This window comes from Methyloversatilis sp. RAC08, assembly GCF_001713355.1.
GTDB lineage: Bacteria > Pseudomonadota > Gammaproteobacteria > Burkholderiales > Rhodocyclaceae > Methyloversatilis.
The window spans coordinates 2,184,210-2,197,017 of the sequence record NZ_CP016448.1 but is presented as its reverse complement, the minus strand read 5'-3'; the positions used below and the strand labels follow the sequence as shown (position 1 = coordinate 2,197,017).

General features: G+C 54.6%; 10 protein-coding genes and 2 pseudogenes. 8 read left to right on the top strand and 4 right to left on the bottom strand.

The window, feature by feature from the left end:
• The first annotated feature begins 24 nt into the window (after positions 1–24).
• A pseudogene (locus BSY238_RS10215) lies at positions 25–1,086 on the top strand (IS3 family transposase).
• A 151-nt stretch (positions 1,087–1,237) separates the two neighbouring features.
• On the opposite strand, the gene BSY238_RS18105 reads toward BSY238_RS10215, so the two are convergent.
• A complete protein-coding gene (locus BSY238_RS18105; protein ID WP_083224012.1) occupies positions 1,238–1,474 on the bottom strand; it encodes a hypothetical protein in 237 nt (78 codons plus the stop codon).
• 413 nt (positions 1,475–1,887) lie between these two features.
• On the opposite strand from BSY238_RS18105, the gene BSY238_RS10205 reads away from it, so the two are divergent.
• Entirely contained in the window at positions 1,888–3,456 is a 1,569-nt protein-coding gene (locus tag BSY238_RS10205) for an AAA family ATPase (protein ID WP_190295006.1), read from the top strand.
• On the opposite strand, the gene BSY238_RS18385 is transcribed toward BSY238_RS10205, so the two are convergent.
• Positions 3,450–3,785: a hypothetical protein gene (locus tag BSY238_RS18385; protein WP_150123933.1), complete on the bottom strand. Its 336-nt coding sequence runs from the start codon at positions 3,783–3,785 to the stop codon at positions 3,450–3,452. The two genes, BSY238_RS10205 and BSY238_RS18385, sit on opposite strands and share 7 nt — an antisense overlap.
• Positions 3,786–3,942: 157 nt before the next feature.
• Here BSY238_RS18385 and BSY238_RS10195 point away from each other — a divergent pair, with 157 nt between their 5' ends.
• The 4 genes from BSY238_RS10195 to BSY238_RS10185 all read left to right on the top strand — a co-directional run bounded on the left by BSY238_RS10195 (position 3,943) and on the right by BSY238_RS10185 (position 7,513).
• On the top strand, positions 3,943–4,806 hold the full coding sequence (locus BSY238_RS10195; RefSeq protein ID WP_069039044.1) for a metallophosphoesterase family protein: 864 nt from the start codon (positions 3,943–3,945) through the stop codon (positions 4,804–4,806).
• 113 nt (positions 4,807–4,919) lie between these two features.
• Complete coding sequence (locus BSY238_RS18380) at positions 4,920–5,492, top strand: hypothetical protein (protein WP_150123932.1); 573 nt, start codon at positions 4,920–4,922, stop codon at positions 5,490–5,492.
• 65 nt (positions 5,493–5,557) lie between these two features.
• Entirely contained in the window at positions 5,558–6,226 is a 669-nt protein-coding gene (locus tag BSY238_RS18375) for a hypothetical protein (protein WP_150123931.1), read from the top strand.
• Between the two features lie 204 nt (positions 6,227–6,430).
• A complete protein-coding gene (locus BSY238_RS10185; protein WP_150123930.1) occupies positions 6,431–7,513 on the top strand; it encodes a hypothetical protein in 1,083 nt (360 codons plus the stop codon).
• A gap of 156 nt (positions 7,514–7,669) precedes the next feature.
• Here the strand turns inward: BSY238_RS10185 and BSY238_RS18370 are convergent, their stop codons facing one another.
• Positions 7,670–7,900: a hypothetical protein gene (locus BSY238_RS18370; protein ID WP_150123929.1), complete on the bottom strand. Its 231-nt coding sequence runs from the start codon at positions 7,898–7,900 to the stop codon at positions 7,670–7,672.
• A gap of 358 nt (positions 7,901–8,258) precedes the next feature.
• Between BSY238_RS18370 and BSY238_RS18365 the strand changes: the two genes are divergently transcribed.
• Entirely contained in the window at positions 8,259–9,242 is a 984-nt protein-coding gene (locus tag BSY238_RS18365) for a site-specific integrase (protein ID WP_150123928.1), read from the top strand.
• A gap of 249 nt (positions 9,243–9,491) precedes the next feature.
• Here BSY238_RS18365 and BSY238_RS10180 read toward each other — a convergent pair whose 3' ends face one another.
• Positions 9,492–10,148 carry a hypothetical protein gene (locus BSY238_RS10180; RefSeq protein WP_150123927.1) on the bottom strand — a complete coding sequence of 219 codons (657 nt, stop codon included), beginning with the start codon at positions 10,146–10,148 and terminating at the stop codon, positions 9,492–9,494.
• A 499-nt stretch (positions 10,149–10,647) separates the two neighbouring features.
• Here BSY238_RS10180 and BSY238_RS10170 point away from each other — a divergent pair.
• Positions 10,648–11,801 (top strand): annotated as a pseudogene (locus tag BSY238_RS10170) (IS3 family transposase).
• Positions 11,802–12,808: the final 1,007 nt, after the last annotated feature.

Sequence of the window (12,808 nt, the reverse complement as noted above, 5' to 3'; positions counted from 1 at the left end):
GCTTCCGACTGCAGAGAGGAAGTCATGCGAAAGAGTCGTTTTTCGGAAGAGCAGATGGTCAAGATCCTTCGCGAAGCGGACAAGGCGCCGGTGGCGGAGGTGTCGAAGAAGCCCGGGGTCAGCGAGCAGACGATCTACACACGGAGAAAGGGCTTCGGCGCGATGACCGCCGACGAGGTCAAGGGTCTGCGTCAGCTCGAAGTGGAGAACGCGCGGCTCAAGAAGATGCTTGCTGGACGCGACCTTGAGATCGACGTGATGAAGGAGATCGCGTGAAATAAATGGTGAGCACCTGCGCCCGTCGGGCGCAGGTGCTGCTTGCAGAAGGTAAAGGACTATCGAGACGGCGTGCCTGCGCGCTGCTCAACGTATCGCGCTCCGGTCTGGGTTATGTGTCGCGGCTGGATGTTCGGGATCAGCCGGCGATTGAGCAAATGCAGAAGCTGGCGGGTCAGTACCCACGGTACGGATATCGGCGCATTCGTATCTTCCTGCGCCGTGCCGGACTCAGCCTGAGCATTGGCCGCCACCTGGCGGCTGTGGAACAAGGCGGGCTTCCAGGTGCAGCGTGCGCCCGCAGCAAACCATGCGTGGGCGTACGACCTTGTGTTCGACACTTGCGCCAACAGTCAGCAACTCAAGTGCCTGACGGTGATCGACGAGCGCACGCGGGAGGCACTGGCGATCGATGTGGCGGGCAGCATTCGTTCGGAGCGTGTGGTCGAGGTACTGAGCCGGTTGATCAGCGAACGCGGTGCGCCGAAGTTTCTGCGCTCGGACAACGGCCCGGAGTTCGTCTCGACCCGATTGTTGCAGTGGGCTGCAGGCGAGGGCTTGCAGATGGCGCTGTCGCAGCCGGGCAAACCTTGGCAGAACGGTACCGATGAGAGTTTCAACGGCAAGTTTCGCGACGAGTGCCTGTCGATGGAATACTTCCGAAACCGCACGGAAGCGCGGGTCGTGATCGAACAATGGCGGCGCCATTACAACGCAGTACGACCACACTCTGCACTGGGCTACCTGACCCCTGCGCAGTTCGTCTATTCCCTGTCAGGCAAGGACCACGAAGCTACTTCTTTCAAGTAATTCATGGTCCGAAGAATTGGGGCAGGTCACGGTGTCGCGAAAACAAGTGGCAGAGGATGAGGAATGCAAAAGGGGCACTTTATTCAAGTGCCCCTTTTTTGTTGCGTCTGACTTCCCGGGCAGCCCGGCAATGTTCGCTTTTGCAGCTCAATCACTCGACGAGATTGATGATCACTTTAGCCAGGTCCTTTACTGCCTGTTGATATCGCATGTTGTCTTGATCAACTTTCCCGACACCTTCGAGTTTGTAATCCGTACTGTTGGAACCTGTGTCTGCGTCGTAAAGATCAGAACCATCGCCGGCATAGCTGCCGTACGACTGAAGATACTCATCGTCATCAAATTCTTGCTCGACTGCCGACAGCTTTGCTTTTGCTTTTTTTACCATGATGAATCCTTTGCGCTGATAAGTTATGTTTTAAAGAACTTGAGGCCCATCTGCGGTTACAACCACCTCTGGCCAAGCCAGACGGCCATTTGGAAGTTTTACCGGGACAAACCCGTAATAGGACCCGCGTTCGCACAACCGACGCCTTACCGTTTGCGCCTTGACCTTGAATCTCTCCGAAAATTCGAAGGTGGCCAGCGGAAAATGTTTTGCGTGGCTTTCACTTTTTAAAACCATCATCTATCCCCCTAAAGGGTTGTTTATCGTGCTCTAAATGTAATCAAAGACTGACTAATGCACCATTATAAAAGTAATAATCCAGCGAAATATTTTTTCTTGACCGCGATTCCCTCTGATTTTAAAGGGGTTTACACACACAAAGAATGATGCTCTACTGCGGCCATTGTGAGGTCATGATGGCGCTGCGGAACATTCTTCTAGACAAGATCTTCGATGATCACGAGGTTTTTCGTGCGTATTCCGCCCAGGTTCAGCGCACTGAATTCCCGTGGTCTATGCAGTTTTCCATCGAATTCCTCCCTGGCCACGTATCGATCGTTCTTGATGCACTGAATGAATTTCGGGTGATCGTAGGCGACGCCCGTGTTAACGACATCTCCGCCTTCATCTTTTGGGCCTACGGTGCGTACGGACCATCCGTTTTCATGTTTATCAAGGACTTGGATGAGGCAAGGACTGCGGCGCTCACGGAACGGTGTCGACATTTCCGCTATCTGGCTGCGTATTCCTGTAACGCTTGTGGAAGTCCTCTGGAGAGGGAGAACAACAAATTCTGCGAGGAGCATTCTTATCTTGAGGGGTTAAAGGTTGCGGCATGGTTTGATGCAACCGATCCTCAATCTTCAAGTGCCATCCCTCTTTTTTCTTCCAGCGATTGTGTTGATTCTTTCGTTGGTGACGTTTCGTCTCTTTCGACGGAAGAGGGGGATGCCCAGCATCCGCCTGACGTCGAAGAAGCAGGCTTGGCCGTTATGAAGCGCGAAGAACTTGTTGATGTGTGGGAAGAGAAGGGTGTTGAGCTTTTGGAGATGCGGGTCAGTGGACGAGACTATGACGCGAAGGTGCGCATTCGTGGCATCGTTGTCGGGTTGAAGGCGCACAGTTCAAAAAAGCCCCTGAGACAGTTTTCAGGTGTCATTCACGGTCTTTTTACTGAATTAAGAGCCTTATTTCCAAATTTCACTTCAGTCACTGATTACATCGAAGGCCAGTGCGCGCTGTCCTTGGCGACTGGACGAGCCATTGCGCTGGATCCGGTTCTGATCCATAGCCGGCCGGGCCTGGGAAAGACGCTGTATCTGCAACATTTGGCAGACGGATTACGTCTTGCTCCCGTGCTGTTGGTGGACATGGCCAGCGCACAAAGCGGTGCCGCCCTCGCCGGGAGTGAGACTTTCTGGGCGAACTCTCACGAAGGCCGGCTTTTCTGGCACCTCGTCACTTCCCCGGTCGCCAACCCCGCTGTGGTGCTGGAAGAGATCGACAAAGTGAGCAGTATTAGTGGCGGACGCGGAGAAAAGGCTGCGCTTGGGGCGCTGCACCTGTTGCTTGAACGAAGTACTGCCAGACGTTTCTGTGATCTGTCGCTCCCCGAGTTGCTTCTTGATGCGAGCCGCGTCCTGTGGTTTGCGACCTGCAACCACATCGAACTCGTTCCCGACCCCATCCGGCAGCGATTCGTCACCTTCGAGATCCCGAGTCCGAAAGAGAATGAAGGCCGGCAAATTGCAACCCACGTGTTCGCTCACTTTCTCGACGAGCGTGGCTTGACCGACGTGCTGGATCGACACCTGAGCGACGAAGTGTTGACGGTTCTTTCAGCCTTACCGCCGCGCGAAATGAGAAAGCGGCTCACATCTGCCGCGGGTCGGGCGGTACTGACGGGGCGTAGTCACCTGATCGCCGAAGATCTGCTCGGGCGGGATCTTTGCGCTGACACTGCAACACTCGCCATTCACTGACGAGCATGAATATCGTCCTCGTCAAAAAGTTGATTAACCGCTACCCGCTCCTTTTCCGGGAGATCAGAGAGCAGGCAGAGCATGAGTGGCGATGGCATCTGGACTGCGGTAACGGGTGGTTCGATCTGGTCGATCAGGCATGCACGGGCATCGAAGCCGAGTGCCTTTACGCGATGGAGATTCGAAAAGCGCCGGTAGGGAACATCCCACTTTTGAAGGGCGTCACGCAAAAATTCTGGCAACTCAAGTTCCGAATCGGCATGAGTACGGAACACTCTCGACGCGTAGTGGAAATCGCCCGAAAGGAGTCGTCCTTTGTCTGCGAGCACTGTGGAGCGCCCACGTTGCACCATCAAACGTGCTGGACGACGCTCTGTGACTGGTGTCGAAGGGTAGGCGGCTCATCGGTATGCGGCCAATGAACGACCGTTTCTCCGAAAATCCGATTTTTGAGCGCAAAAACCCGAAAATTCTGGGTCTATTCGCATGAAATCGAGATCCATCCTCCTTTTTGGGGATGTTCATGGGCGGTTTGACCAAGCCATCCATGAAGCGCTGGCGCGTCGTCCCGCTGGTGTCGTCTTTCTGGGCGACATCGAACCCACGAGGAGCATGTGCGAGATCCTTGCTCCACTGAAGGAAGAGGGCATTCAAACCTGGTGGATACGCGGCAACCACGACACAGAACTCGTCACCACGTGGCTCAACCTCCTCACCGCGCTGGATGAAAACCTCGATCAGCGCGTGGTTGAAATGAAAGGCATCCGACTCGCGGGCTTCGGGGGTGTTTTCCGAAAAACCGTCTGGTCGCCGGATTTGCAGCAATTCGACGGCAAAACAGCGAGTTTTAAGAGCTTTAAAGAGTTTGCCACGCAACGAATCCTCGCCACACCCAACCCGGCCCGGTTCAAAGAGCAGGGGATCACCGCTGAACAAGCCGTCGCTTCCCTTGACGATCCCTTATTCCACGCAAACGTGCTCTTTGGTTCGGAAATCCTCCATTTATCAAGCATCTTTCCGGAAGATTTCGAACGAATGGCCAACTTGCAGACGGATGTGCTGATTACCCACGAGGCGCCGAGTTGCCACCCCTACGGTCACATCGGTATCGATCACCTTGCCCGGGCCATGGGCGCAAAACTCGTCGTCCACGGCCACCACCACGACAGCCTGGACTACAGCGCTGAGCAGAAACGGATGGGATTCGCATGCGTGGGCGTGGGCTTTAGAGGCATCGCAGAACTCGACCTCGACAGCCTGGAGGTCCGCGTGGTCCGACAAGGTGAGTACGACGTGGAGCGCGCGGGTCGGATGCGGTCATCCCTCATGAACACGGATGATGAACTATGAGGCCCGGTGCTTACCCCACCTTGAAGCCTTCAAGCGTGCCAGAGAGAACACTTCCTTACGACGCATTCGCGCCCCTGCCGGCTTTCCCGCATGACGGACAGAGGTATCCAAAAATGAACAAGGATGCCAGAGGAAAAGAACTCCAAAATTTGACACGATGGATTTCTAAAGATAACCAAGAGGCCTTAATTCAAAACATTATTCGCACCCCCTTTAAAGTGCGAATAATGTGGAAGCTCGTGGTTTTTTTCGAGATTCCGCGACGCCCTTCAGGGGGAGAATTTACAGCGCTGAATTGCGCTGTAAATTCGGGGGCATACAAGGCCTCTTCTATAATCAAGAAATCTCAATTCAGCAGTGAGTTCCCGATAAATCAAGCATTCGTGCAGGCAAGATACCCTCACTACGGCAAGGCAGCCCTGATTCTAAACAAGGCATCTCACAGCAGAACGGGCATCCCATCATTTCTGCCGGACCACAGATATGCCCCAAGGACACCCAAACTCAAGAGGAAAGCCTTCGATTACCAAGACATCGCAGCGACCATCGCAGGCGTGGTGATGACCGAAGTCCATCACCACGCTGAGGACGCTCGCTTCAAAGGCCAAATCGACAAACCTTCAATGGCTGGAAAAAAGAAAAGCCATCAGCCCCTAATCTTCAAGAGCCCACGATCAAGACGATGAATTTATTTGGGCAGCGAACTCACCATCAAGTGATCACGGAATGCCTGGCGGCGACAGGTGAATCCATGCTAGTTGTCGAACTCTCCCTGCTTAACGGCCTGAGTCGCGATGAAGTCGAGGTTGCCACTGAAGAGTTGGTTCGAAGGGGACAGATCGAACGCTGCCGCGGTCGCGGCCGGCGTGTTCGTCTGGTTCGCAAACCATGTGGCTTTGAGGGATTACTTCCCGAAAATCACTGCGAACCGACCATTTGGACGAGAGAAAAGCAATCTTATGGGGCTATCCAGGAAAAACTGCAGCGTGAATGGATGCCAGCACTTGGATTCTCAGATGTCCAGGTGGCGAACACCGCCCATCAAGGCCGACGCGACACCGGCGGAATCTGGTCGAGACAGGATCTGTTGGGAAGCGGCACGTATCCGGCCTTGAGGCGAGGAAAACCAACGCGCCATGTGGTGACCTTTGAAGTAAAGCTTGCCGACCAATTCGACGTGCGTGCAATCCACGAGGCCCACGCACAGCGCATTCACCTTGATGCCTGTGCTGCGTTCGTTTTGGTTGTCGTCACTCAGAACGGAATCTCGGAAGCACTCATTAAACATTCCATCAGGGTGCTGCGGCACGCGAAGGAGACGAATGTAGGTCTTGTACTCCTTGTTTCGACGCCCACGGATCTGATCTGGCAACCGCTGCAGATGCCCCGGGAGTGGAGCGGTCTCGGGAATGGCGCGTAGTCGCGGTTGGAAAATAGGGTCGAAGAGGGAGGTCCTGCAGGACCTGCCTCCGGTTGATCGCACGATCACGCGGAAACAGCGAACTCGGAAAACCTGCGATCGGACAGTCTGTTTCAGGAGATGCAGCTTTTTTGCCATGAAGCGAACCGCCTCTATCCGCGCCACCGATTATGGGCAAATGAAGGAAAAGAGAAGGAATTCCTCATGACCGGCTTTCGAAAACGGTATGGCGAACAGTTTCAGGGTCCCAATTATTTGGGCACGAGCATCCCTTCAGGGTGGAACCACGTGGTCGAGCGAGCGCTTGAGCGTGTACGTGAGGCGCTGACGCCGGAGGAGATGGCAGCGTTCCACTGGGTGCAGATCAAGGAAAAATTCGGCCGCCTCTGTATGTACTGGAATAGCGCCGTCGTGTCGGTATCGCTGATGAGCGGGGACGGGGTGCGCAGGGTTGCCATCGATACCTCAGTAGAGGATGACCAGACAGATGATGACTCGGAGGAGTCGGAGGACGTTGAGGATGCGTCCGCGGACGGCAAACGCATGCTTGCTGTTCTGCGAGAAAAGATTGATGCGATTGTTCAGATTGCCGCGAGCGAGGCGAGGCGAACCTGCCAGTGCTGCGGAGAGCCCGGACGTCTGTATTACGGGGGTTGCTGGGCGACCTTATGCGACGAGCACGCCGAGGAGCGGGAGTTTCCACCGGTGTATGGTGAGTGGCTCGACGCTCATGATCATCAGCGCATGGGTAAGGATCGGATAAGCGAGCGCGTCATATATTTTCGAGGCGTTGAGCTTTTTTCCTGGCGGATCAGTGGCGCAGGCCCCGAGGATTTCGTGCCGATCGAAGACGTGCCTGAATGGCTGTCGGATCTTGCGCGCGGAGGGAATTTGCCGGTAGCGACATTTCTCGGAAAACCCGCGTACCTAGCTGATGACATTCGCCGTCTTGTACATGCCCACTCAAACGATCTACGAAGCCAAACGGAGATGAAGCTTCCCGAAGGCGCCCGTATCAATCCGGAGCAGGCCTTCCGTTATGAGATCGCGCGCAAGACCGGAGAGCGCCGGCCCAAGATTGAACACATGGTCGACGCTTCGACCAGCGACCTTGCAATTGCCGGCGTCCGCACGGCAGACGGCGAATATCGGGTTTTCAAGCAGGAGGGGATCGCCGTCTCTGAGGTGACTTCCTGTCCCGAGGATTTTCTAGAGCGGCGGGCAGAAGATTTTGAGAAGGCAGCTGAGACGTTGCGGGTCATGCTTGGTAAAGTCGAGCGAGATTAGCTTTTGAAGAACGCGAGCTTTAAGCAGATTTATGGTGTGGAAAAGCTTGGGCTGGAACTTTTAACGTTAATCCATAACCTTAACGTTAGCTCGATCGTGCTGCATTGACCGAACGAACCCAGCCATCCATCTCCAGACAATTCCGTTGACTCGCTCTTAAAACTTTTTCATTGCATAAAAAATGATACCCAAAACTGTTGCGCAGGTAACGGCCAAAAAATGCTCTTCAATCCGGGTTGCCACATACCACCCAAAAGCGGCGGCAATAATTCCGGATGCGATGAGGTCACGTGTGTAAATCCAGAGCCCAATTAAAAGCGCCCCGGCTAAAAACACCAAAATGTGAGAGGTTGGCGTGTGAGTACCGCTTTGTGTGTTTGTCTCCATGACGTTCCCTGATTGCTTGTGAAGCCGTAGGATTCAATCATACTGTATCCGCGGAATATAATCAGATATGCTGTGATCGCTTCATTCAGTGATCTCACTTAATGGCATTCGAGCTAAGGAAAAATACCCTTTAACGAGCCGCGCTAAAGTGCATGGAAAGCGGCCGGAAGTTAATGCGTTATCTAATCACGGAGTTGCGCCGTGAAAGTATCGAACGATACAGCGTTCAGCCCAAGCATTACTCGGAAGTATTAATCCAAGCGGCGATCGTGCGCCGCGTGAAAACTGGGAGGTGCCCGGAGAAAATCGTAGCAAATTATTTTCTCTAATTTGACAGACGAAAAGCACGGGATATATTTTGAGAGCCTATATAACAGGAGATCAAAATGACTTCGCCATCGACGAAAAATTTATACAAAAACATATTTCTCAGGGTCATCAGAGGCAATCGGAGTGTCGCCGATGTGCTGAAAAAAGCCGGGAATACGAAATCACAAGCACGTGGTTCAACAACAGGGCGGCGGTCCTGTATTGGAGCCGACATGAAGCTCATGTTTTAAAAGGTGAACTAAACTCATCTGAGATACCTGATGAGATTCGATCCCTGCCTGCTGATTTTTTACGGCAGATGCACCAAATATTTAACGACGCACCTCCACTTCCAAAAAAAGACAGGCGGGCAAGACATAGCAAACGTCGGGACCTTAAATATGCACCGTCGGGTTGGCGTGAGTCGCTTCTAAAGGAGCCAAGTCTTAGAAAGCACAAACTATCTTTTGCTTTGAGCGCCGTCACTGGATGTCGGCCAGGTGAGCTAGTCGAAAACTTCAAGATAACACTCACAAAATCGGAAATTGAATTTGAAATCTCTGGGCTCAAGGTAACAGAGTATTCCGGGCAACCTTATCGAAAAATCGCCTACTCGCTTCCAAGGCCTCCAAATCTATTTTTAGATATGATTATTTCAGTAGTCAAAGGTGTTTTAAGGGGCGCTGAGGGCGTGGTAGAAATCAAGTCATGCAGTGCGAAGAAATATAGCGCTGCCATAACGTGTGCCTCGTTGCGTTTAGGTTGGGGAGGGAAGCGCGGGCTGTCTGCTTATTGCTTAAGACACGCGTTTTCAAGTGACTTGAAAGCTGCCGGTAAGTCACGACAGGACATTGCGAAAGCGCTTGGACATTCCTCCGAGAAAACTCAAAGTTGCTATGGACAAGCACGAATGTCGTCAGGCGGCGGCGTAGTGCCCGATCGGATTGATGCTGAAAGAAGCGTGAAGCCGCTCGCTTCTGATGTAGCGACTCGCTTAGGCGGCGGAAAACCTGTACTTCGGGTTAGGCGGTGATCAAACACCTGTGCTTACTTTGGACGCGGGCGCAGGAACCGGTGTCTGCTTAAAAAACCGCGTCCGGCTTCACGTGGCTCACACCCCATAAACCCTTTGAACTGATGCAGGAGTTCGTCATGAGTTTACTGAAATTAGGATTGTGTGACCGATTCCTTGTTTGAGATGCGCAGATTGGCCATTCGTTTGGGATTTGAACTTCCCGACGGTGAGCATCGCCTCATACACAAGATATCCCTATTGACGATTTCAAGTGTCGAACTGTGCATGCCAGATTTCGAGACCGCCTTCTTGGAACGTGTGCCAATTCAGCTTCGGAAGGTTCGCAATTGCCTGCTTAATCTTCTCACCTTGCGTGCCGGGGACCGGTTGCACATCGAACGCATCGCCCGTGATGTGGCGCGAAAAGTTGCGTTGCTGAGCCGCGGTCCACGAGCTCATGACGCTTTGAAGGCCTGCTGCGATCGCGGCGGCGGTCGTAGTAGTAGGATTTTCATCCACCCACTTCTGCAAGGCGGCGCTCTGAGGGGAAGCCTTGTATGTCTGTTCAATCCATTTGCGGTTCGTCACGATGTTTGGCGCCATCGCTGAGGCCTGCCGCTCGATGCTGCGTCTGCCGCTCGTGAACTTCACGTCGTTCGGGAACTGTTCCTGTAACTTCTTGGCCCCCGCTTTTGCGGAAGAGGCAAGGTCGAGGTCATCGATGGAAAGAAACGCCTCGGGCGCGAACTCTTTAAACTCAGTGTAGAAGCAAACGTGCCCCTGCCGCTCATCTGCGAGCCGTGTCCTCGCTGGGCCAGAGAATTCCAGCTCCAGTCGCGCGCCCGATTCGAGTGACAACAAGATCCGCGTGAGGTCGGTACCCTGTGGGAAAGCAGCCGTGTGGGCCTCCACCACGCGAAGCACGTCTGAGAGTTCGTGCGCGAGCGTCCTACTGCTCGCAGGTGCAGCAGTACCTCGGGGTGGCGTCTTAGACGCTATTGCCATTTGATTACCTCCTCTAATTTAGATTAATTGCGTTGCCCCTGTCGTAGCCGTCAGCTATCTGTTGCAGGTCAAGGCACTGTCTCTCAGGCCAAAATGTCAAGCTTGGTTTTCGGCCCTAGAATCCGCAGTAAATGACGTTAGCACTAAGCCGGCTCGGTCGCTACCGTAGTGTGTGGCGACGTTGTTGGGAAGCACAGAGCGCATATTCGGTTGCTCCATTATTTCGCAGGTTGCCCAGCATCGGCGGCATCGTTCCAATCAGTCTTCACAAAGGACTTCACAAACAGCGGCGACATCAGCCTGGCCGTAAGCCCAAAGTCGTACAGCCTTGGCGCCTTGTAAAGGGCGCTGCCAAAAGCATCGATGAAGTTGCCCCTTTTCGGTGGACACCCGAACCTTATGGGAGAAGGAGTCCGAGATGCGGAAGACAAGAGCGCCGTACCCGGCGGAATTTCGCCAACAGATCATCGAACTTGCGCAGGCCGGTCGCCATCCGGCCGAGTTGTCGCGTGAGTTCGCCCCGACCAGCCAGACGATCATCAACTGGGTCGCCCAGACGGCGCAAGACGCCGGCAAGCCACTGCCCGACAAGGACGGGCTGAGCAGCGCCGAACGGGACGAACTGAGTCGGCTGCGCCGGGAGAATCGCCAGATCAAGATGGAGCGCTACATCCTGGCAAAGGCTACGGCCTGATTCGCCAGAAAGAGCGATGTGGGTTCTCCGAACTCTTCGAACTCTAGATGGCGAACCAGGCCGACTTTCCCGTACGCACGATGTGCCGCGTCCTGCGTATCTCTGCCAGCGGCTTTTACGCCTGGAGCACTCGGGCGCCGAGTGCGCGACGCATGGCCAACGCCTTGCTGACCGAGCGTATCCGGGCGATCCACAGCGCCTCGGATTCAACCTGCGGACGCCCGCGCGTGCGCGCCGAGCTGCTTGAACAGGGTGAGCGGGTGAGCCAAAAGCGCATTGCACGACTCATGCGCGTGGCGGGTTTGCGAGGCGTGAGCCGCAGGCGCGGCTTTACGGTCACCACACGGCGGGATCCGGACCGTAGTCCGGCACCCGATCTGGTCAAGCGGCAGTTCGTGGCGGATGCACCGAACCAGCTGTGGGTGGCCGACATGACCTATGTACCGACCTGGCAGGGCTTCATCTATCTGGCGACCGTCATCGATGTGTGGAGCCGGAGCGTCGTCGGCGGGTCGATCGGCGAACACATGCGCGCCGAACTCGTGCTTGGCGCGCTGGAGATGGCGCAGGGCAGCCGCAAGCCCGAGAGCGTCATCCATCACAGCGATCAGGGGAGCCAGTACGCATCGCTGGCATTCGGCAAGCGCTGTCGCGAGATGGGCGTGCGCCCATCGATGGGCACGGTTGGTGACGCCTACGACAACGCAATGGCCGATAGCTTCTTTGCCAGCCTGGAGTGTGAGCTGATCGACCGCAAGACCTTCCGGACCAAGACCGAAGCGCGTCTGGCCGTCTTCACATGGATTGAGGGCTGGTACAACCCGCGCCGGCGACATTCGGCGCTGGGCTATCTCTCACCGATGAACTATGAGGAGTAACACCGCGCGGCTCAAGCGAATCACGACAAACCCGGGTTACCCACCGGGCCGCTCGCCCCCGGCCTGCATGGGGCCGGCGGCGGCCCCGGAGATAACACTGCTATCGAGTACGATCACACGGCTTGATTCTCACGCTACAAACCGTCCACCGGATGGGGGCAACTCCAGTCCTGTGCGTGGCGAAACAGGGCGCGGGAGTGGAAGCCGCAAGTGCATGCGGCCGCCAGTCTTGGGACAGTTCTGCTCGCGCTGCGCAAGGCGATTGGCAGTCATCAATGCGCGGATCCATCCAGCCAAAAAGCATAAAACAGCGCCAGTAGTTACGAGGCCTTTGTGGTTGCCAGTCGGGAAAAATCAGTCTCGCTATCTTGTCGTCCACCTAACTCATCCCGCATTCTAGATTTCGTTATGAAAAATAAATGTAAGGTTCGAAAACATAGCCAAAAGTTTAATTCTTGTGTTTTCGAACTCACTGCTCGCAAGGAATCTATCCGTTTGTTCGGCGACGCATGCGAATGTACGTGGATGCGCGGATAAATGTGAACCGCTCTAAGCGCACCATCATCGATGCTGGTGCAGCACCTGTAGGCTTTATATTCTCGAGTCAGCGCCGTTCGTAGGCAGTACTCGGCGCATACAAGCTTGGCGGCTCCGGTGCCTCTTCTGCGATCGAGTGCTTGCATGGCTCGGCGACGACCGTTTCGCCTGACCAGCGTGTCCTCGTGAGAACTTTACTACGCCCACGTGTCATTAGAAAGGCATAAAACTAACAGAAGAGCGGTGAGGTGGCGCTTTGTAGAGTGGCTTCAATAACGTCCAGTCTTGAGCAAGCAACTATGCGGAATAGATCACTCTATGAGAATAAGGTTTAAGTTACCAAAATCGAATAAATAGCGCATAATTTCGATGTCGATTACTGGTTACACCTTAACCAGACTTTGGCCGGAGGCATCGTTCTACCAAGTGAACGGAAGTTTAAGTTTACCGACGGCACGTTCATGTCAGGA

Excerpts from the sequence above, each read along its gene's own strand:
- BSY238_RS18370 (WP_150123929.1), bottom strand. The coding sequence starts at position 7,900 with ATGGAGACAAACACACAAAGCGGTACTCACACGCCAACCTCTCACATT.
- BSY238_RS10205 (WP_190295006.1), top strand. The coding sequence starts at position 1,888 with ATGATGGCGCTGCGGAACATTCTTCTAGACAAGATCTTCGATGATCAC.
- BSY238_RS10185 (WP_150123930.1), top strand. The coding sequence starts at position 6,431 with ATGACCGGCTTTCGAAAACGGTATGGCGAACAGTTTCAGGGTCCCAAT.
- BSY238_RS18375 (WP_150123931.1), top strand. The coding sequence starts at position 5,558 with ATGCTAGTTGTCGAACTCTCCCTGCTTAACGGCCTGAGTCGCGATGAA.
- BSY238_RS10195 (WP_069039044.1), top strand. The coding sequence starts at position 3,943 with ATGAAATCGAGATCCATCCTCCTTTTTGGGGATGTTCATGGGCGGTTT.
- BSY238_RS18105 (WP_083224012.1), bottom strand. The coding sequence starts at position 1,474 with ATGGTAAAAAAAGCAAAAGCAAAGCTGTCGGCAGTCGAGCAAGAATTT.
- BSY238_RS18380 (WP_150123932.1), top strand. The coding sequence starts at position 4,920 with ATGAACAAGGATGCCAGAGGAAAAGAACTCCAAAATTTGACACGATGG.